This window comes from Jannaschia sp. 2305UL9-9 (genome assembly GCF_041403465.1).
Taxonomy (GTDB): Bacteria; Pseudomonadota; Alphaproteobacteria; order Rhodobacterales; family Rhodobacteraceae; genus Jannaschia.
Map to the genome: position 1 here is coordinate 132,089 of NZ_JBGEHM010000005.1, position 20,081 is coordinate 152,169.

A 20,081-nucleotide genomic window follows, 5' to 3' on the forward strand; every position below is an offset into this window, starting at 1 on the left:
CGACCCGCGTCGTTCGGGGCCGCCGGACGATTCCGGGCGGACCGAACAAGATGTCGCCCCGCAATCGCCCGGCCAACGTCAGAATTGCGTGCAACACTGTGTCCGTATCGCACAGGTGGCACGATGTTCCAGACGTCCGGAAACCAATGCAAGAAGACGGAACCCGCCGTCGGCCATCTGGCCGTCTGCGCGGCTTGGGCCGCTGTGGCGCTGTTCTTTGGCTGGAAGGAATTTTCCCGACAGGATCAACTGGAACAGGCCGTAACCGCACTGGCGCGGTCGATCGCCCCCACGGCGTCGCCCGAGGTTCTGACGGACCTGCACGCCGTCGTCGTGGCCACCGGGCGCCCCGACTGGACGATCCTTGCCCTGCTGGCGTTGATCATCTCGCTTCGATCGCTTTATTCCGCCATCGGTGTGGACCGCCTGGCGCGGATCAATACGGCAGCGGCATCGGTCCTGCGGCGTCTCTGACGCGCGATCCTTCCGGGAACGATCGCCACGAACGACACCCCCGTCAGGACGCACGGACGGATCGCCGTTCCCACGGCCCTGCGCCGATCCACGAACCAACAATACACACACGCAAGACGCGGCAGGGCCCTTTCGCCCCCGCGGTCCATTCTGATGGGAGGGCCGGATAATGCTCTATCGCGAGGCAGGCGACTTCAAGACGTCCTATGCCAAGGACAACCAGACATTTCCGATCAGGTTCGACCGCTGGGGATACTATGTCATCCTTGGCATCGGGGCGCTGGTGATTCCCTTTCTCATCAGCGACTACTGGGCGTCCTCTTTCCTCGTGCCGTTCCTGATCTATGCCATCGCGGCGCTCGGCCTGAACATCCTGACCGGCTATTGTGGTCAGGTCAGCCTTGGCACGGGCGGGTTCATGGCCGTCGGGGCCTATGCGTCCTACAAGTTGATGACGGCCTTCCCGTGGATGGATATGTTCACGGTCACGATCCTGTCGGGGATGGTGACGGCCATCGTCGGCGCGGCCTTCGGATTGCCCAGCCTGCGGATCAAGGGGTTCTACCTCGCGGTCGCGACACTGGCCGCGCAGTTCTTCCTCGTGTGGCTCTTCAACAAGGTCGGCTGGTTCTACAACTACTCCGCCTCGGGTCAGATCAACGCGCCCGAGCGCGAGGTCTTCGGCATCATCGTGACCGGCCCGAACACGCAGGCCTGGGCACAATACATGTTCTGCCTGATCTTCGTCGTGGTCCTGGCCTGGGTGGCCCGCAACCTGACGCGCGGCACGGTGGGGCGGCAATGGATGGCGATCCGCGACATGGACATCGCGGCCGAGATCATCGGGGTGAACCCGCTGCGCGCCAAGTTGACCGCCTTTGCCGTATCGTCCTTTTTCGTCGGCATCTCGGGGGCGCTGTTCTTCACGGTCTACCTCGGTGCCGTCGAGGTGGGCGAGGTCTTCGGCATCCAGAAGTCGTTCCTCGTGCTGTTCATGATCATCATCGGGGGCCTCGGCTCCATCTTCGGCAGCTTCGCGGGTGCGGCGTTCCTTGTCCTGCTACCGGTCGTCCTGAAGCTGGTGGGCGTCGACCTGCTGGGCTGGCCCACGGACATCGTCGCGCATCTGAACCTCGTGATCGTCGGTGCGCTGATCATCTTCTTCCTCGTGGTCGAGCCTCATGGCCTCGCGCAATTGTGGCGCCTGACCAAGGAAAAGCTGAGATTGTGGCCCTTCCCCCATTGATGGCGGGGCCATGGGAGGCGGCGGGGCAATGCCCTGCCAGACGAAAAGATCGGAATACCCTAGGGAGGAACTACCGATGAAACTTGGAACTCTGACGATCGCGGCGATCTGTGCCGCGGCCCCGGCCATGGCTGACCTTGTCTACCCCAGCCTGTCCTATCGCACCGGCCCCTATGCCGCGGGCGGCATTCCGTTTGCGGATGGCTATGCGGATTATTTCACGCTGCTGAACGAACGCGATGGCGGCATCAACGGTGTCATGACGCGCGTTCTGGAATGCGAGACGGGATACAACACCGAAAAGGGCGTGGAATGCTACGAAAGCACCAAGGGCGAAGGCGCCCTCGTGTATCAGCCGCTGTCCACCGGCATCACCTATCAGCTGATCCCCAAGACCGCTGCCGACGGCATTCCGCTGCACACGATGGGCTATGGCCGGACCTCGGCCGCGGATGGTTCGGTCTTCAACAACGTCTTCAACTATCCGGCGAACTACTGGGATGGGGCATCCATCGCGGTGAATCACCTGCTGGAAGAAAACGGCGGTGACCTGTCGGGCAAGACCATCGCGCTGGTCTACCACAACTCGGCCTACGGCAAGGAACCGATCCGCACGTTGGAGGAGCTGTCGGCAAAGCACGGCTTCGATCTGAGCCTTCTGGCGGTCGACCATCCGGGGCAGGAGCAGAAATCCCAATGGCTGCAGATCCGCCGCGAACGTCCCGATTACGTCGTGATGTGGGGCTGGGGCGTGATGAACCAGGTCGCCATCCAGGAAGCCGCGAACATCCGGTTCCCGATGGAGAACTTCATCGGGAACTGGTGGGCCGGGTCCGAGAATGACGTGCTGCCGGTCGGCGACGCCGCCGATGGCTACAAGTCGTTGGCCATGCACAACGTCGGCACCGATTTCCCGATCTACGCGGACCTGACCGAACACGTGATCGACGCGGGCCTTGCCGCCGGCAACGGCGATCAGGTCGGCAGCGTCCTCTACAACCGTGGCTTCTATGCCGCCATGCTCGCCGCCGAGGCGACCAAGAAGGCGCAGGAAATCCACGGCGAGATGGACATCACCCCCGCGATGATGCGCGACGGGATGGAGGCACTGGTCATCGACGAGGCGCTGATGGAAAGCCTCGGCATGCCGAACTTCGGTCCGGCCTTCAGCGTGTCGTGCGAGAACCACGGCGGGTCCGGCCAGGCCAAGGTCCAGCAGTGGGATGCCGCCGCCGGCGAGTGGAACATCATCACCGACTGGATCGAAAGTGACCGTGCCGTGATCGATCCGCTGATCGCCGAGGACAGCGGCGCCTACGCATCCGAGAACAACATCACGCCCGCCTGCGGTTGATGTGACACCCGCCTGCCCCCCAGCCCCCCATGGGGGGCAGGCACTTCCGTGAGCCGAGCTTTCCGATGCTGCAAGCGCTTCTCATTCCGGGTCAGACCCCGCTGAAATCCGCCTGCGACGTCCCGCGCCCGGCGTCCCGGATGCCGTGGCACCTGTCCGCGCGATGGTCGAACCGACAGCGGCGGCTTCGACACCTGTCTGACCGCCACCCTGTTCGACCACGGCCGCAGCGCCGGTCAGGCCGGTCCCATCAACTGGCCCAGCGACGCAGACCTGCTGTCGCTGGCGCACGCACTCTGACGTCCTGAGGAGGATCCGATGCTCGACACAGCCCCCGCGCCCGACGCCAAGGCGACCGAACCCCAGGGCGAGACCCTGCTCGAGGTCAACAATATCGAGGTGATCTACAATCACGTCATCCTTGTGCTGAAGGGGGTGTCCCTTGCCGTTCCCAAAGGCGGCATCACGGCCCTGCTTGGCGGCAACGGGGCGGGCAAGTCGACGACCCTGAAGTCGATCTCCAACCTTCTGCGGTCCGAACGGGGGGACGTCACCAAGGGCAGCATCCTCTACAAGGGTGAGCGCATTCAGGAATTGACGCCTGCCGAACTGGTGAACAGGGGCGTCATCCAGGTGATGGAAGGACGCCATTGTTTCGAGCATCTGACAGTGGAGGAGAACCTGTTGACCGGGTCCTACACCCGGCGCGACGGCAGCCGGGCGATCAAGGACGATCTGGAGATGGTCTACAACTATTTCCCGCGCCTGCGCGAACGGCGCGGCAGCCAGGCGGGCTATACCTCGGGCGGAGAGCAGCAGATGTGCGCCATCGGTCGGGCAATGATGGCCCGCCCCGAGATGATCCTTCTCGATGAGCCGTCGATGGGTCTGGCGCCGCAGTTGGTCGAGGAGATCTTCGGCATCGTCAAATCCCTCAACGAGGAACAGGGCGTGTCCTTCCTGTTGGCGGAGCAGAACACCAACGTCGCCCTTCGCTTTGCCCACTACGGCTACATCCTGGAGTCGGGCCGCGTGGTGATGGATGGTCCCGCCAAGGAATTGCGGGAAAACCCGGACGTCAAGGAATTCTACCTCGGGATGGGGGACGAGGGGCGCAAATCGTTCCGCGATGTCCGCAGCTACCGCCGCCGCAAGCGGTGGCTGTCGTGAGCCGCGTTGCCACATGCCTCTGGTTCGCTGACAACAACGGGCACGAGGCCGCCGCTTTCTGGTGTGACCTGCTCCCCGACAGCCGGATCACGATGACCATGCCGGGCGAGGGCGACGCGCCCGCAGCCGTCGCGTTCGAATTGATGGGCACGCCCTATCAGGCGCTGAACGGCGGGCCGCGCAACCGGCTGGGCGAAGAGACGTCGATCGTCGTGCAGACCGATGATCAGGCCGAGACAGACCGCTTGTGGGCTGCTCTGTGCGATGGGGGCGCGCCGCAGGCCTGCGGATGGCTGATCGACCGGTTCGGCGTGCGCTGGCAGATCGCGCCTGCGGACCTTTGGGCGATGACCTGCGACCCGGACCGCGCCGCCGCCAAACGGGCATTCGACGCGATGCTTGGGATGATCAAGATCGACATCGCGGGAGTGCGCGCGGCGTTCGAGGGACGCGCATGAGGGCCTTCGTCGGCCTGCCCGTGCCGGAGGGCTGGATCGGCCCCATGATGCGTGCGCAGGCCCGCCTGCCCGGCGGACGCACGGTGGAGGCCGACGATCTGCATGTCACGCTGGCCTTCCTCGACGATCAGCCGGAGGCGCGTCTGGAGGCCCTGCACGAGGAATTGGACAGCCGCCCCCTGCCCCGCGCAACGCTGATTCCGATGACCTGGGCGCTGCTCGGCGCGGACAGGCCGCGCGCCGCCGGGCTGGACCTGTCGGCAGATGCCGGGCTGGTGGCCCTGCGCGATCAGGTGCGCGGCGCGGCGCGGCGGGCGGGCATCGACCTGCCCCGTGACCGGTTCCGACCGCATGTGACGCTCGCGCGTTTCGGCGCGACCGCGCCCGCGGACATGACCCGCCTGCCCGGTGCGCTGGCCCGGCTCGGGCCACCCGAAGTTGCCGCGGCGCCCGCTGGCGCGGCGATCCTGTGGTCGTCCGTCCTGACGCCGCAGGGACCGCAATACGACACGCTGGCGTCCTATCCGTTGGGGGCCGCATGACGGGACGGATCACAGGATGCATTTCGGGCCGGGCGAAGACGCGCGCGGCCCCTGTCCCGCAGGTTTGGTCGGACCCGGGGAACGGGGGTGGGCGTTTGGTCGTCCCTACCCCCGAAAGGAGCCCTCGATGACCAGCCGTCTGACGTCCCTCGCCCTGCCCGTTGCCCGCCGGATCGAAGGCCTGTTGGAACGGATCGGAAACCGCGATGACAGCGCACCGGTCCTCGAGGCGTATTTCGGCTATGCCTCTCCGGACGGGATCGTGCTGCGCGGACGCGTCCTGTCGCATCTGCGCCGATCGACGCCCAGTGCGCTGCAATCGAAATGGACGAACCTTCGACAGATGGTATCGCTGTTCGTGACAGACGAGGTCGCGGACGTGAAGGTGACTGGCGGAGAGGCCACCGCCGTCAGCGACCCCGAAGGCTACATCCGCCTGACCGTCGCCCGAGAGGCCGAGCCCGGCTGGACCGACGTGCCGGTGCATATCGCCGGGCAGGATGGCTCGGCCGTTCCCTTTCCGGCCCGTGTGCCGGGGCCGGAGGCGACGCATATGGTCATTTCGGACATCGACGACACGATGATCGAGACCGGCGCCCATTCGCTGGCGCGCAACCTCTGGACGACCTTCACCGGAAGCGCCCTGACGCGGGATGTGCACGGCGACGCCAAGGCCCTGATGGCACAGATGGTGGACGGAGGGCAGAACCCGGTCTTCTACGTCTCGTCCTCACCCTGGAACCTGCATCATTTCCTCGACGCGCTGTTCATGCGCCACGACCTGCCGCGCGGGCCGATGTTCCTGCGCGATCTGGGCATCACCGCCGAGGGCGTCGGCAAGAGTCATGGCACACACAAGGGTGCGGCCATCGACGAGATTCTGGCCGCCAATCCGACATTGCCCGCCTACTTGATGGGCGATTCCGGCCAGAAGGACGCGTTCGTGTACCGCGATGCGATCCGCCGGCATCCCGGTCGCATCAAGGGCGTCGCCCTGCGCGAACCTGCGCCCGGCGTCGGCGCCGACGATGCCGCCTGCATTGCCGAAATCGAGGCCGCGGGCGTGCCCTGCTTTCACGGACCGTCATTCGACGGCGCCCGACACCACTGGGGACTATCATGAGCCATTACGACGATCTGGAAACACGCAGCGCAGACGCCCGCGAAGCCGCGCAACTGGATGCCCTGCGCGCGCAGCTGACACAGGTGACGGCCGATCAGGGCAACTGCCTTGCCCCCGGTGACGTGACATCGCTGGCCGACCTTGCCCGCCTGCCGGTGCTGCGCAAATCGCAATTGTCGGAGTGGCAGGCCGCGCAGCGCCCCTTCGGCGGCATCCGCGTCTCGAACGTCGCCCACATCTTCCAAAGCCCCGGCCCCATCTATGAACCCGGCGGCGTCACCCATGACTGGTGGCGCATGGGGCGGTTCCTGCATGCCTGCGGCATCGGCACCACGGACATCGTGCAGAACTGCTTCGGCTATCACCTGACCCCCGCCGGCATGATCTTCGAAAGTGGTGCGCGCGCCGTCGGGGCCGTCGTGTTGCCCGCCGGGACGGGGCAGACCGACCTGCAGGTGCGCGCCGCCCGCGATGTCGGCACAACCGCCTACGCGGGCACGCCGGATTACCTCAAGGTCATTCTCGACCGCGCAGAGGAGATGGGCGTGACGCTGGGCATCACCCGCGCGGCGGTGGGGGGTGGTGCGCTGTTCCCCAGCCTGCGGGCCGAATACGCCGACCGGGGCATTGCGTGCCTGCAATGCTATGCCACCGCCGATCTGGGCAACATCGCCTATGAAAGCCCCGATCCCTCTTCTCCCCTGACCCCGCCGGAGGGGATGATCCTCGACGAAGGCGTCATTGTCGAAATCGTGCGCCCCGGCACGGGCGATCCGGTAGCCGACGGCGAGGTGGGTGAGGTCGTCGTCACCTCGCTGAACCCCGACTACCCCCTGATCCGCTTTGCCACCGGCGACCTGTCGGCGATCCTGCCGGGGCAATCGCCCTGCGGGCGGACCAACACGCGCATCAGGGGATGGATGGGCCGCGCCGACCAGACCGCCAAGATCAAGGGAATGTTCGTGCGCCCCGAACAGGTCGCGGACCTCGTCGCCGCGCACCCCGAGATCCGCGCCGCCCGCGTCACCGTCACCCGCGAGGGCGAACAGGACGCCATGACCGTCGCGATCGAGGCCGACGGCGGCGACCCGGAGGACTGGGCCGCCTCCGTCACCTCCTGCCTGAAGCTGCGCGGGACCGTCACGCGGGTGGACAGCCTGCCGAACGATGGCAAGGTGATCGACGACCAGCGCGTCTATGACTGACCTCCGGGGCTGAGATACGCCCAAGGCATCCCCCGACGGCAGGCGGGTTCGCGCTTCCCAATGCCGCGCACATGGCGCTAGGATCGCGGACCGGACATCGCCGGGGGATTGCCTGCACCGTGTCGAAACCCAAAGACATCATCATCGTCGGCTGGATGGAGCGGATCAGCCTGCCTGACCTCGATCTGGACAACATTCCCGCCAAGATCGACACCGGCGCCCGCACCTCGGCCCTGCATGCCACGCGGATCGAGACCTTCACCCGCGACGGCGCGGCGTGGGTCCGCTTCCGCGTGCGTCATCCGGGCGCCCGCAGCGGCGTCACCCATGAACAGCCCATACACGAGCGGCGCGATATCAAGAACACCAGCGGCGTGCCCGAGGACCGGATCGTCATCCGCACCGACCTGCTGATCGCGGGGCACCGCTGGCGGATCGACCTGTCGCTGACGGACCGCACCAACATGCGCAGCCCGATCATCGTCGGGCGCACCGCGCTGAGCGCGCATAACGTCGCCGTGCACACCCGGCGGACGCGGCTGAAGAAAGACCCGACCCAAGCGCCGACACGGCGCGGAAAGGCCATCCAATGAAAATCGCCATGCTCGCCCGCAATGCCGGGCTCTATTCCCACCAGCGCCTGAAGGAAGCCGCCGAAGCGCGCGGCCACGAAATGCACATCATCAACACCCTGCGCTGCTACATGAACATCGCGTCGCGGCGCCCCGAGATCTTCTACAACGGTGAAAAACTGGAAGGGTTCGATGCCGTCATCCCGCGCATCGGTGCCAGCGTCACCTTCTACGGCACCGCCGTGTTGCGACAGTTCGAGATGATGGGCGTCTACCCCCTGAACGAAAGCGTCGCCATCGGGCGGTCGCGCGACAAGCTGCGCTCCATGCAGCTGCTGGCGCGGGACGGCATCGGCCTGCCCGTCACCACCTTTGCCCATGACCCCAAGGTCGCCGACGAAGTCGTCGCCCTTGCAGGCGGCACGCCGGTGGTCATCAAGCTTCTGGAAGGGACGCAGGGCCTGGGCGTGGTGCTGGCCGATACCGACCGTTCCGCCAAGTCGGTGATCGAGGCGTTCCGCGCGACCAACACCAACATCCTGGTGCAGGAATTCATCAAGGAAGCGGGCGGCACCGACATCCGTGCCATCGTGGTCGGCGGCAAGGTCATCGCCGCGATGAAGCGCACCGGAGCCGAGGGGGAATTCCGTTCCAACCTGCACCGCGGCGGGTCGGCGAACGTGATCAAGCTGTCCCCGGAGGAACGCTCGACGGCCGTGCGCGCGGCCAAGGCGATGGGCCTGAACTGCTGCGGGGTCGACATGCTGCGGGCCAACCACGGGCCGGTGGTGATGGAGGTGAACTCCTCGCCCGGCCTCGAGGGCGTCGAAAAGGCCACCGGCCTCGATATCGCGGGCAAGATCATCGAATACCTCGAAAAGAACGCCAAGCCCAACGCCACCCGGACCAAGGGCAAGGGCTGATGCCGCGCGCACCGTTCGAGATCGGCGGCAAGACCGTCACGGCGGGCACGCGCAAGACCATCGACCTGCCGGTCAGCCACCTGTCGGACCATACGCCCGTGTCGATGTCTGTGCGCGTGATCCATGGGCGGCGCGACGGGCCCGTCGTGTTCGTCAGCGCGGGCATTCACGGCGATGAGGTCATCGGGGTGGAGATCGTGCGACGCCTGCTGCGCACGCCATCGCTGAAATCGGTGCGCGGCACCCTGATCGTGATCCCGATCGTCAACGCCTTCGGGTTCATGAACCATTCGCGCTACCTGCCCGACCGGCGCGACCTGAACCGCTGTTTTCCGGGCTCCGCTGGCGGATCGCTCGGCTCGCGTCTTGCGCAGTTGTTCCTGACCGAGATCGTGGCCCGCTCGGACCTTGGCATCGACCTGCATTCGGCGGCGATCCACCGCACCAACCTGCCGCAGATCCGCATCTCGCCCGACGATCCGGTGACGCTGGACCTTGCACAGGTGTTCGGCGCGCCCGTGATCCTGCAATCGGCCCTGCGCGACGGCAGCTTGCGGGGCGCGGCCAAGGATATCGGGCGCGACGTCCTGCTCTACGAGGCAGGTGAGGGGCTGCGGTTCGACGAATACTCCGTCCGCGCGGGTGTCGCGGGCATCCTGCGGGTGCTGCGCTACAAGGGGATGATCGGGGGGCGGGGCATCGCGGCGGCGACCACGGCGCCGCAGATCTGCACCTCGTCGAAATGGCTGCGCGCGCCGTCAGGCGGGCTGTTGCGCACCTACAAGGCGGATGGCGACGTGGTGACCGAAGGCACGGTCCTTGCCGCCGTCGCCGACCCCTTCGGGCAGGAAGAGCGGGACATCATCGCCCCCTTCGACGGCATCATCGTGGGACGCGCCGTCATGCCTGTCGTGAATGAAGGGGACGCGGTGTTCCACCTCGGGCGTGTCGCCTCGGTCGCGCGGGCCGAAGACACCATCGACGGGCTGACCGCGCAGATGGCGGACGATCCGCTGTTCGACGAGGATGAGATCATCTGACGGCAGCGCAAGGCCGTCGCGCGGCTTTACTGCGCCAGCGGGCTGTCGATGGCCGCTGGCTCCACCTCCAGCACGCCAAGCGCGTCGAACCCGCCGAGGATGGAATCGACGGCGATGGTCGCCAGGACGATCCCCATCATGCGGCTGATGACGCTGGCCCCGGTATTGCCGATCACCCGGTGCACGAAGCTCGCCGCCAGCAGCAACACCAGCGTCAGGCCCAACACCAAAAGCAGAAGCGTCGCTGTCACGGCCTGCGATCCGATGGTTTCCGTGTGGTTGTCCGTCAGGATCACGATCGCCAGCATGGCGCCGGGCGATGCGATCGACGGCATGGCGAGGGGGAAGACCGCCCCGGCAAGGTGGTCCCGCTCCGCCTCCTCGATCTCCCGCGCGGGTTTGGAATCGCCGAAGATCATCGTCATGGCGAACAGGAACAGGATGACCCCGCCCGCGATCTGGAAGGACCCGAGCCGCAGCCCCAGCGTCTCCAGCAGGAGTTGCCCGCCCACGAGGAAGGCCAGCAGGACGAGCGCAGAGATCGCGACGGCGCGCAGGGCGAACTTGCGATGCAGCGCGCGGGGGACATCCTGCACCGCGAACAGGAACACCGGGATCGACCCGACCGGGTCGATCACCACCAGAAGGGTTACGAATTCCTTGGCCAGCGCGGTCCAGTCCAGGATGGGCACGGGGGTTTCTCCTCAGACGTGGAACACGCGGTTCCACCGCCCCGATCGACCGGGGCGGTGATGGTCGGGCAAGGGGCTTAGCCGCGCAATTCGCCGCCCGTGGCCTTGGTGACCTTGTCGACGACCTTGGCCGCGACCGCCTCGATATCCTTGTCGGTCAGGGTCTTGTCCGTCGGTTGCAGACGCACGGTCAGCGCCAGCGACTTGCGCCCTTCGCCAAGGGATCCGCCGACGAATTCGTCGAACACGCGCACCTCGGTGATCAGGGCCTTGTCGGCCCCCTGCGCCGCCTGGATCAGCTTCTGCGCCTCCACATCGGCATCGACCACGAAGGCGAAATCCCGTTCCACGGCCTGCAGGTCGGACAGGGTCAGCGCCCCGCGGGATGCACCCGAGGATTTCGGGAACGGCACCTCTGCCGGCCAGACGGTGAAACCGACAGCGGGCCCCTTGACGCCCAGTGCCTTGAGAACTTTTGGATGGATCTCACCGAATTCGGCCATCACCTTCTTCGGACCAAGACAGATCCTGCCCGACCGACCGGGGTGCCACCAATCGGACGCGCCGCGCATGATTTGCGCCTTTGCCGGTGCCCCGATGGCGGCCAGAACGGCCTCTGCATCGGCGCGGGCGTCGAAGACATCAACCGCACGCCGATCGCCGTGAACGCTCTTTGGCCCGGAATGCCCGATCAGCAGGCCGGACAGCTGCAGGTGTTGTTCACCCGGCTCTCCTCCGTCGAAGGCTGTGCCGATCTCGAACAAGGCCATGTCGGCGAACCCGCGCGCCTGATTGCGCGCCGCTGCCTGCATGAGACCGGGCAGAAGCGCGGGCCGCAGGTGCGACATGTCGGACGAGATCGGGTTTTCCAGACGCGTTTCCTCCGTCCCGCCCCCGAACAGGGCCGCCGCGGCGCGGTCGATGAAGGAATAGGTGACGCATTCGTCATACCCGAGGCTGGCCGCCGTGCGACGGGCCGAACGCTCCCGCTTTTGCATCGGTGTCAGGACCGGGCGCAGAACCCGCGCGGGCCGCGTCATCGGCCGCCCCTCCAACTTGGTCAGCGAGGCGATCCGCGCGACCTCCTCGACCAGGTCTGCCTGGCCCAGAACATCGGGGCGCCAGGACGGCACATGCGCCATATCGCCGTCCAGCACGAAGCCGAGCGCCGTCAGGGTCGCGCGCTGCGTCTCGGCCGGGATCGACATGCCGACGAGGCTTTCGACGCGGGCGGTGTCGAGGCGATAGGCCCGCGACACGTCCGGCACGGCCCCCGCGATCACCGGGCGCGACGCCTCGCCGCCCGCGTGTTCCAGGATCATCGCCGTGGCATGATCCAGCCCCGGCAGGGTGAAGGCCGGGTCGATCCCCCGCTCGAACCGATAGCGCGCGTCGGAGTTGATCTTGAGCGCACGCCCCGTCAGCGCGATCTGGACATTGTCCCAGAAGGCGCTTTCGACCAAAACGTTGACCGTGTTTTCGGTGACGCCGCTATGTGCGCCCCCCATGATGCCTGCAATGCTTTCGGGGCCGGCGGTATCGCCGATCACCATGGCACCTTCGGGCAGGGTATAGGTCTTGTCGTCCAGTGCCGTGATCGTCTCGCCGCCCGCGGCGCGATAGACCCGCAGATCACCTTGCACCACGTCTGCATCGAAGACGTGCAGCGGCCGGTTCAGGTCGTAGGTGAACCAGTTCGTCACATCCACGAGGAAGCTGATGGGGCGCAGGCCGATGGCGCGCAACTGATCCTGCAACCACTCGGGGCTGGGGCCGTTCCTGACACCCCGGATCAGGCGCAGGGCAAAGACCGGGCAACCGTCGGTCGTGTCGTCCGCGATGGTCACGCCCGTCGGGCAATCGAAGGTTCCGTCGATCACCGGGGTGTCCAGCGGCAACAACGTGCCCAGCCCCCGCGCCGCCAGATCGCGCGCGATGCCGCGCACGCCCAGCGCGTCAGGGCGGTTGGGGGTGATCGCGATCTCGATCACGGGGTCGACCTTGGCCGGGTCATGTTCGGCCAGCCAGTCGGTAAACCGCTGCCCGACCTCGCCCGAGGGCAGTTCGATGATGCCGTCGTGTTCCTCCGACAGCTCCAGCTCCCGCTCCGACGCCATCATGCCGAACGACTCGATCCCGCGGATCTTGCCGACACCGATGGTGGTGTCGATGCCGGGCACGTAGACGCCGGGTTTGGCGATGACGACGGTGATGCCCGCGCGCGCGTTGGGCGCGCCGCAGATGATCTGCTTCAGGCCCTCGTCGGTCTGCACCTGACAGACACGCAGGCGGTCGGCGTCGGGGTGCTTTTCGGCGCTTTCGACATAGCCCAGGGTAAAGTCGTGCAGGCGCGCGGCGCGATCCTCGATCCCCTCGACCTCAAGGCCCAGATCGGTCAGCGCCTCGGCGATGGCATCGACCGTGGCTGTGGTGTCGAGATGGCGTTTCAGCCAGGAAAGCGTGAATTTCATGATATCCGGTCCCGGTGCGTTTGCGCCCGCCTAGCGCATTCGCGACCCGGTTTGAAGGCCGCTTGACGCCCGCGACCCTGCCCTGTGATCCAACCTCACCGATCAGGTCAGATCGAACCCGATCCGGCGCACCCGCACCGGCGTGCCGACAAGCATGTCCTCCTCCTCGCCCTCATCCTCGCCGCCTTGCGCAAGGTAGAATGCATAGGCGCGCGTGTTGCGGGAAAGGACCGTCAGGTCGCTGCGCCGAAAGCCCCGTTCCGCCAAGGCAGCGTTCACCCCCTTGAGCAACCGCGCGCCCAGCCCGCCACCACGCAGGGGCGGTGCCACATGCAGGTTGTCGATTAACGGGATCGGTCGATCGGTCAGGGCACAGACGAACCCGGCCAGCCTGTCGCCATCGAAGGCAAGCAGGGTGATCTGATCCGACCCGAATGATCGGGCAGCCCATTTGTCCGACAGGTAGCCCGGCAGGACATCGCGCAGCACCGCGTCCGACAGTTCGATCCCGTAGGTCGATTGCCACGACGCAAGGTGAAGCGCGACAATGGCGGGGCGGTCGGCGGATGTGGCCACGCGCATGTCGTCGGTCACAGGGGCACCACGTCATCGCCAAGCGCGATGCGGCCGGGCTCTTCGACACTGGCGCACCATCCGCCGTGATGGCGCACGGCGGAATAACCGCCGGTCCCAAGCGTTTCCTCCATCCGCGAACAGGGCGCGCACGGACCGGTAAGCGTCAGGCGCGCATCCCCGATCCTGATGTTCCGTCCCCGCAGGGCCGCAAGGTTGACGCCGGAAACCAGCAGGTTCCGGCGCAGTGCGGCGGGGGTGACCTCGCCGTCGCAAAGCGCGGCGATCACCGGCAGATGTTCAGCCTGGATCAGGGTGACGGCCCGCTTGCCGGGTCGCCCGTGGTCGCCGTTCAAGCCGCCCTCGCTCACCATGGCATCCCCGACCTCCGACATGTCCTCGCGACGGGCAGGACGCAGCCCGATCCAATCGAGACGCCCGGTGCGCGCATGTGTCTGCATCAAGTCCCGCAGATAGCTCATCTGGAGAAGACCCCAGCCAGTATGCGCGAAAGATGGTCGGCGTCCGCTTGGGTGAAGGCGTCGGGTTGGTTGCTGTCGATGTCGAACACCGCGATCACGGCCCCCGATGCATCGAACACCGGCAGGACCAGTTCGGACCGGGTGGAGGACGCGCAGGCGATATGGCCGGGAAAGGCCTCGACATCCGGGACAAGCTGGACCTGCCCTGTGCGCGCCGCCGCGCCGCAGACCCCGCGCGAGAACGGGATTACCAGACATCCATGCCCGCCCTGATATGGCCCGATCTTGAGCAGTTCGGGCGCCACGACACGGTAGAACCCGGTCCAGTCGAAACGATCGTCGGCATGGTGAACCTCGCAGGCGACAGTCGCCATCAGGGAGACCGTGTCGTCCTCCCCTTCGGTAAGGGCGGCGACGGTTCCGGATAGTGCGTCGTAATCCAAGCGGTTGTTCGTCGTCATGATCACGCCCTTTCGATCGCGATGGCCGTGCCTTCGCCGCCGCCGATGCAGATCGCCGCGATGCCGCGCCTGAGGCCTCGTGCCTCCAGCGCATGCAACAGGGTCACCATAATCCGCGCGCCCGACGCCCCGATCGGATGGCCCAGCGCACAGGCCCCGCCGTTGACGTTCACCACGTCGGGGGACAGGCCCATCTCGTGCATGAAGGCCATGGGCACGACGGCGAACGCCTCGTTCACTTCCCACAGGTCGACGTCTTCGACCGACCAGCCCAGCCGGTCCAACAACTTGCGCGCGGCGGGCACGGGGGCGGTGGTGAACAGGCCCGGCTCCTGCGCGTGGGAGGCATGGCCGAGGATATGGGCGCGCACCGGCAGTCCCTCTGCCTCGGCGACCGAACCCGAAGCGAGGATCAGCGCCGCCGCCCCATCGCTGATGGAGGACGAATTGGCCGCCGTCACCGTGCCATCCTTGCGGAACGCAGGTTTCAGGTGCGGGATCTTGTCGGGCCGGGCCGTGCCCGGCTGTTCGTCCTGTGCGACCGTGGTGTCCACGCGCCGCCCGGTGACGGTGAAGGCCGCAACCTCCGCGTCGAACCCGCCGGACGCGATGGCCTGCTGCGCGCGTGACAGGGACCGCAAGGCATATTCATCCTGTGCTTCGCGCGTGAACTGATAGGCCTCGGCGCAATCCTCGGCGAAGGTCCCCATCAGGCGCCCCTTGTCGTAGGCATCCTCCAACCCGTCGAGGAACATGTGATCGACCGCCGCCCCATGGCCCAGCCGGGCCCCGCCGCGCATCCCCGGCAACAGATAGGGCGCGTTGGTCATCGACTCCATGCCACCGGCAACGATCACACCGGTCTGTCCCAGCGCGATCTGGTCATGCGCGATCATCGCGGCCTTCATGCCCGATCCGCACATCTTGTTCAGGGTCGTGGCGGGCACATCCTTGGGCAATCCCGCGGCAAAACCGGCCTGACGCGCGGGGGCCTGTCCCTGGCCCGCGGGAAGGACGCACCCCATCAGGACCTCGTCCACGCGCGACGGGTCCAGCCCCGCGTCCGTCAGGGCAGATGCAATCGCAGCACCGCCCAGTTCGGCCGCCGTGGCCGCACCCAGCGCCCCCTGGAACCCGCCCATCGGCGTGCGGCGCGCACCGGTGATGACAACCTTTTCCATGCCTCGGTTACCCTTTCGTAAGAAACTGGGCCTAGCTTGCCAAAGCACGGGGCAAAGCACCAGCGACGCTATGCCCGAACACCAATGATGGGCAGGACAGTCATGCAGATCACGCGTGAAAAACGGGGCGATATACTGGCCCTTACGCTTCAGGTTCAAAGGTTGGATGCCGCAGGTGCGCTTGCCTTCAAGGAACAGATGCGCAGCGCGGTGGCCGACCATGACGGCCGTATCCTGTTGGACATGGAGCAGGTAGGCTTTCTCGACAGCAGCGGCCTCGGCGCCCTCGTGGCCAGCATGAAAATGCTGGGTCAGGGGCGGCGACTGGAACTGGCGCGTTGCGGCGCGATCGTCACCAAGGTCCTGAAACTGACCCGGATGGATACCGTCTTCGTGATGCACGACAGATTGCCCTGGGCCGCCGCCGGGCAGGATGCCGCATGATGGCAGCTACGCCTTGCTGTGCGGATGGCCCGTTGCTGCGTCGCAGGTTCCGGGGCACCTCCGAGGAAGTGCGCAGCCAGCTGCGGGCGGTCGAGGCTCTGGGGTGCGCGGACCCGACCGAGACGGAGGGAATGGACGACGTGCTGATCGTCCTCGCCGAAGTGCTCAACAACATCGTGGAGCATGCTTTCACCGGCGTCCCGGATGGCTGGATCGAATGTCGCATCAGCCGGCTGAATGGCGCCATTTCGATCGAGACATGGGACAATGGCACCCCGCTGCCACCGGGATTGCTCAGCATGGGGTCCATGCCCGATATCGCGACGGATGTCGCAGACCTGCCGGAAAGCGGCTTCGGCTGGTTCATCGTTCATTCCCTGACCGATGACATGATGTATGAGCGGGCCAACGGGCATAATCGGCTGAGCTTTTCGCTCCAGATTGCATGAGCGGACGGATCCCGGCAGGCGCCGGTTCCAGGCGTCGGCACGTCGCAGACAATTGGTCCGTCATGCTGGCCTGACTCGGCCGTTCGCCGGATCTGAGGATCATCCGACACGGATCACTGCGCAACTCTGGCAGATGCCCCCCGGTCCGCAGCACGCCAACGGCACATGGCTTGGGCCGACATCAGGCGGATCGGTCCCCGCCGTTCGATCCTTCGGCGCGGGTGCAGCCTGCGGATATGAAGATGGCTCCCTTTGGGCCGCTTTGCGCTAGACACCGACGCTGGCCGCCCTAGCCTGCGGACCAAATTGACGGAGCTTTCAGATGCGCGATCTTCACCTGCCTGGCCGATCCCCCGTGCTTGCCACCAACGGAATGGCAGCCACCTCGCACCCTCTGGCCGCGCGCATTGCGGTCGATACGATGGCGCGTGGCGGCAACGCCGCCGACGCGGCGATTGCCGGGGCGGTCATGCTCGAGCTGTGCGAACCGGCGATGACCGGATTGGGCGGGGATTGCTTCGTCCTGCTCAAACCCGCCGGGTCCGAAGACGTGATCGCCCTGAATGGGTCCGGGCGGGCCCCGGCGGACGCGCGGGCCCAAAGCCTGCGGGCGCAGGGCTTGACCTCGATTCCCTTGCGGTCGATCCACTCGGTCACGATCCCCGGCGCGGTCGATGCATTCTGCGCCTTGTCGGAACGGCACGGAAAGCTTGGCATCGCCGACACCCTGGGCCCGGTCATTCCGTATTTCGAGGCAGGCGTGCCTGTCGCACCCCGCGTGGCCTTCGACTGGTCCCAATCCGCCGATGTCCTGACCGAGAGCGCGCATGCCGCCTATCTGAAGAATGGCGCCCCCTATGGGTTCGGTGACCGGTTTGCCCTGCCGGGACAGGCAGAGGTCCTGCGCCGCATCGCAGCCGAAGGGCGCGACGGGTTCTATGCAGGTGAGGTGGCCGAGGACATGATCGCCTCGCTCCGCAAGGCCGGCGGGGTGCATGCGGCGGAGGATTTTGCCGCCTGCGCCTGCGACTGGCTGGAACCGGTAAGCGGCACCTACAAGGGTGTCGACCTGATCGAGCATCCGCCAAACGGACAGGGGGCCACCGCGATCCTCATGGCCAACATCCTGGCGCAGTTCGATCTGGCCTCGCTGGATCCGCTTGGCGCGCGTCGCATCCATCTGGAGGCGGAGGCCACGAAACTGGCCATGGATGCACGCAACCGTTTCCTTGCCGATGCCGACCACATGACCGCGCTGGACCGTATGCTCGACCCGGCGGTCGCGGCGAAACTGGCGGATCTGATCAACCCTAAGCGGGCCATGGCGGCCGCGGCACCGCTGACCGAGGCCGTGCACAAGGATACCGTTTACATCACCGTCGTGGACGGGGATGGAATGGCGGTGTCGCTGATCTATTCGATCTTCCATGACTTCGGATCCGGGATCGCCTCCGACAGATTCGGCATCCTGATGCAGAATCGCGGCGCCGGCTTTACCCTCGACCGCTGGCATCCGAACGAATTCGGGGGCGGAAAGCGTCCGATGCACACGATCATTCCCGCCATGCTGCGCGAGGGGGGACGCGTGACCATGCCCTTCGGCGTGATGGGCGGGGCCTATCAGCCAACGGGTCATGTCCGCATGCTGTCGAACATGCTGGACTACGGAATGGATGTGCAGTCGGCCATCGACGCGCCCCGCGCCTTTACGCAGGATGGCGAACTGCGGGTGGAGCGCGGCTATTCGGACAGCGTCCGCGCCGATCTCTATGCGATGGGGCACACGGTTGTCGTGCCCGACACGCCCATCGGTGGCGCCCAGGCTATTCGCATCGATCCGGCGGGATACCTCGAAGGCGCGTCCGACCCTCGCAAGGATGGCTGCGCCCTCGGGTATTGATGATTGTCTCGGCAGTGGCGGGCGGGGTCAGACCCGCTCGATCGCAAGGGCAATGCCCTGACCGCCGCCGATACACATCGTGATCAGGGCGCGACGTCCGCCCGACCGCTCGAGACCGTGCAGCGCCTTGACCACGAGGATCGCGCCGGTCGCCCCAACCGGATGGCCCAGCGCGATGGCACCGCCATCCGGATTGACACGCTCCGGGTCGAAGCCCAGTTCGCGGCTGACGGCCAGGGCCTGAGCCGCAAAAGCCTCGTTCGATTCGATGACGTCGAAATCGTCCGCGCCAAGGCCGATCCGGTCGAACAGACGCCGACAGGCGGGGATCGGCCCCAATCCCATCACGTCCGGGGCGACACCCGCGTGGGCATACCCGAGGATGCGTGCGCGCGGGGACAGGCCCGCGGTCTCGGCCGCATCGGCCCGTGCAAGCACCAGCGCCGCGGCGCCGTCATTGATGCCGGAGGCATTTCCGGCCGTCACGGACCCATCGCGCTGAAACGCCGGACGCAGCGAGGCGAGCGCCTCGGGGGTCGTGGCTTTCGGATGTTCGTCCGCGTCGAACATCACGGTCTGTCGCTTGCTGACCAGCGGCACAGGCACGATCTGTTCGGCAAAGACGCCGGCCCTAATGGCATGGGCGGCCCGTTCCTGTGATTGCAGGGCGAAGGCGTCCTGTTCCTCGCGCGTGATGCCATGGGCGGCGGCGACGTTTTCCGCCGTGATCCCCATATGACCGGTTCCGAACGGACAGGTCAGCGCGCCGAGCATCATGTCGACCACCCCCGCATCCCCCATTCGCGTGCCCCACCGCGTGCCCGGCAAGGCATAGGGCGACCGGGACATGCATTCGGCCCCGCCGACCAGAGCCATGTCGGTGTCACCCAACATCAAGGCCTGAACGCCCGAAACGACAGCCTGCACACCGGATCCGCACAGCCGGTTGACGTTCATCGCGGGGACGGTGTCGGGCACGCCGGCCCCGATCGCCGCAGCCCGGCTGAGATACATGTCGCGCGGTTCGGTGTTTATGACATGGCCGAAAACGGTCGTGCCGATACGTTCGGCCGCGACCCCGGCGCGTTCGATCGCGGCTTTGGACACGACGGTCGCAAGATCGATGGGCGCCGTCCCCGCAAGGCTGCCGCCGAAGGTACCGATGGCGCTGCGCACGCCGGAAAGGATGACGATATCGGACATGAAGAAGGCCCCCGCGTTGAAACGGGGGCCGGGACGCCGGGGGCCAGCCCCCGGACCCCCGAGGTATTTATGGCCAGAGGAACGAGGCAAGGGAAAGCGGGACGTGGCGTCCCGCCCC

21 protein-coding genes are annotated in these 20,081 nt (G+C 66.5%); 14 read left to right on the forward strand and 7 right to left on the reverse strand.

Annotated features, from left to right (window positions below; translation table 11 throughout):
* The first annotated feature begins 123 nt into the window (after positions 1-123).
* The 11 genes from V6N07_RS16730 to V6N07_RS16780 all read left to right on the forward strand — a co-directional run bounded on the left by V6N07_RS16730 (position 124) and on the right by V6N07_RS16780 (position 10,107).
* A complete protein-coding gene (locus V6N07_RS16730) occupies positions 124-474 on the forward strand; it encodes a hypothetical protein (protein ID WP_371157879.1) in 351 nt (116 codons plus the stop codon).
* Positions 475-643: 169 nt separating this feature from the next.
* Positions 644-1,720, forward strand: coding sequence for a branched-chain amino acid ABC transporter permease (locus V6N07_RS16735; RefSeq protein ID WP_371157881.1), 1,077 nt, complete (start codon positions 644-646; stop codon positions 1,718-1,720).
* 76 nt (positions 1,721-1,796) lie between these two features.
* Positions 1,797-3,074: an ABC transporter substrate-binding protein gene (locus V6N07_RS16740; protein WP_371157882.1), complete on the forward strand. Its 1,278-nt coding sequence runs from the start codon at positions 1,797-1,799 to the stop codon at positions 3,072-3,074.
* Between the two features lie 318 nt (positions 3,075-3,392).
* Entirely contained in the window at positions 3,393-4,244 is an 852-nt protein-coding gene (locus V6N07_RS16745; protein ID WP_371157884.1) for an ABC transporter ATP-binding protein, read from the forward strand.
* Positions 4,241-4,702: a VOC family protein gene (locus V6N07_RS16750; protein WP_371157886.1), complete on the forward strand. Its 462-nt coding sequence runs from the start codon at positions 4,241-4,243 to the stop codon at positions 4,700-4,702. Before V6N07_RS16745 ends, V6N07_RS16750 begins: the two co-directional genes overlap by 4 nt.
* A complete protein-coding gene (thpR, locus tag V6N07_RS16755) occupies positions 4,699-5,244 on the forward strand; it encodes an RNA 2',3'-cyclic phosphodiesterase (RefSeq protein ID WP_371157888.1) in 546 nt (181 codons plus the stop codon). Before V6N07_RS16750 ends, thpR begins: the two co-directional genes overlap by 4 nt.
* A 127-nt stretch (positions 5,245-5,371) precedes the next feature.
* Positions 5,372-6,367 carry a phosphatase domain-containing protein gene (locus V6N07_RS16760; RefSeq protein WP_371157890.1) on the forward strand — a complete coding sequence of 332 codons (996 nt, stop codon included), beginning with the start codon at positions 5,372-5,374 and terminating at the stop codon, positions 6,365-6,367.
* Positions 6,361-7,572 (forward strand): phenylacetate--CoA ligase family protein, encoded by a 1,212-nt coding sequence (locus V6N07_RS16765; RefSeq protein ID WP_371157964.1) that lies wholly within the window; start codon positions 6,361-6,363, stop codon positions 7,570-7,572. Before V6N07_RS16760 ends, V6N07_RS16765 begins: the two co-directional genes overlap by 7 nt.
* A gap of 119 nt (positions 7,573-7,691) precedes the next feature.
* Positions 7,692-8,165, forward strand: coding sequence for an ATP-dependent zinc protease (locus V6N07_RS16770; RefSeq protein ID WP_371157892.1), 474 nt, complete (start codon positions 7,692-7,694; stop codon positions 8,163-8,165).
* Complete coding sequence (gene rimK / locus V6N07_RS16775) at positions 8,162-9,067, forward strand: 30S ribosomal protein S6--L-glutamate ligase (RefSeq protein WP_371157893.1); 906 nt, start codon at positions 8,162-8,164, stop codon at positions 9,065-9,067. Before V6N07_RS16770 ends, rimK begins: the two co-directional genes overlap by 4 nt.
* A complete protein-coding gene (locus tag V6N07_RS16780; RefSeq protein ID WP_371157895.1) occupies positions 9,067-10,107 on the forward strand; it encodes a succinylglutamate desuccinylase/aspartoacylase family protein in 1,041 nt (346 codons plus the stop codon). Before rimK ends, V6N07_RS16780 begins: the two co-directional genes overlap by 1 nt.
* A gap of 26 nt (positions 10,108-10,133) precedes the next feature.
* Here V6N07_RS16780 and V6N07_RS16785 read toward each other — a convergent pair whose 3' ends face one another.
* The 6 genes from V6N07_RS16785 to V6N07_RS16810 form a co-directional block, all read right to left on the reverse strand.
* Positions 10,134-10,793, reverse strand: a complete 660-nt coding sequence (locus tag V6N07_RS16785) for a MarC family protein (protein ID WP_371157966.1) — start codon at positions 10,791-10,793, stop codon at positions 10,134-10,136.
* Positions 10,794-10,876: 83 nt separating this feature from the next.
* Positions 10,877-13,270 carry a phenylalanine--tRNA ligase subunit beta gene (gene pheT, locus V6N07_RS16790; RefSeq protein WP_371157897.1) on the reverse strand — a complete coding sequence of 798 codons (2,394 nt, stop codon included), beginning with the start codon at positions 13,268-13,270 and terminating at the stop codon, positions 10,877-10,879.
* Between the two features lie 102 nt (positions 13,271-13,372).
* Complete coding sequence (locus tag V6N07_RS16795) at positions 13,373-13,852, reverse strand: N-acetyltransferase family protein (protein ID WP_371157898.1); 480 nt, start codon at positions 13,850-13,852, stop codon at positions 13,373-13,375.
* Positions 13,853-13,860: 8 nt separating this feature from the next.
* Entirely contained in the window at positions 13,861-14,325 is a 465-nt protein-coding gene (locus tag V6N07_RS16800) for an MOSC domain-containing protein (RefSeq protein ID WP_371157900.1), read from the reverse strand.
* Positions 14,322-14,786, reverse strand: a complete 465-nt coding sequence (locus V6N07_RS16805; RefSeq protein ID WP_371157902.1) for a GAF domain-containing protein — start codon at positions 14,784-14,786, stop codon at positions 14,322-14,324. The genes V6N07_RS16800 and V6N07_RS16805 overlap by 4 nt, the downstream gene beginning before the upstream one ends.
* Positions 14,787-14,788: 2 nt before the next feature.
* Complete coding sequence (locus V6N07_RS16810; RefSeq protein WP_371157904.1) at positions 14,789-15,967, reverse strand: acetyl-CoA C-acyltransferase; 1,179 nt, start codon at positions 15,965-15,967, stop codon at positions 14,789-14,791.
* A 102-nt stretch (positions 15,968-16,069) separates the two neighbouring features.
* Here V6N07_RS16810 and V6N07_RS16815 point away from each other — a divergent pair, with 102 nt between their 5' ends.
* The 3 genes from V6N07_RS16815 to ggt all read left to right on the forward strand — a co-directional run bounded on the left by V6N07_RS16815 (position 16,070) and on the right by ggt (position 18,760).
* Positions 16,070-16,411 carry an STAS domain-containing protein gene (locus V6N07_RS16815; protein ID WP_371157906.1) on the forward strand — a complete coding sequence of 114 codons (342 nt, stop codon included), beginning with the start codon at positions 16,070-16,072 and terminating at the stop codon, positions 16,409-16,411.
* Positions 16,411-16,860: an ATP-binding protein gene (locus V6N07_RS16820; RefSeq protein WP_371157908.1), complete on the forward strand. Its 450-nt coding sequence runs from the start codon at positions 16,411-16,413 to the stop codon at positions 16,858-16,860. The genes V6N07_RS16815 and V6N07_RS16820 overlap by 1 nt, the downstream gene beginning before the upstream one ends.
* A 322-nt stretch (positions 16,861-17,182) precedes the next feature.
* Positions 17,183-18,760, forward strand: a complete 1,578-nt coding sequence (ggt, locus tag V6N07_RS16825; protein ID WP_371157910.1) for a gamma-glutamyltransferase — start codon at positions 17,183-17,185, stop codon at positions 18,758-18,760.
* Positions 18,761-18,787: 27 nt separating this feature from the next.
* On the opposite strand, the gene bktB is transcribed toward ggt, so the two are convergent.
* Positions 18,788-19,963 (reverse strand): beta-ketothiolase BktB, encoded by a 1,176-nt coding sequence (gene bktB, locus V6N07_RS16830; protein ID WP_371157912.1) that lies wholly within the window; start codon positions 19,961-19,963, stop codon positions 18,788-18,790.
* Positions 19,964-20,081: the final 118 nt, after the last annotated feature.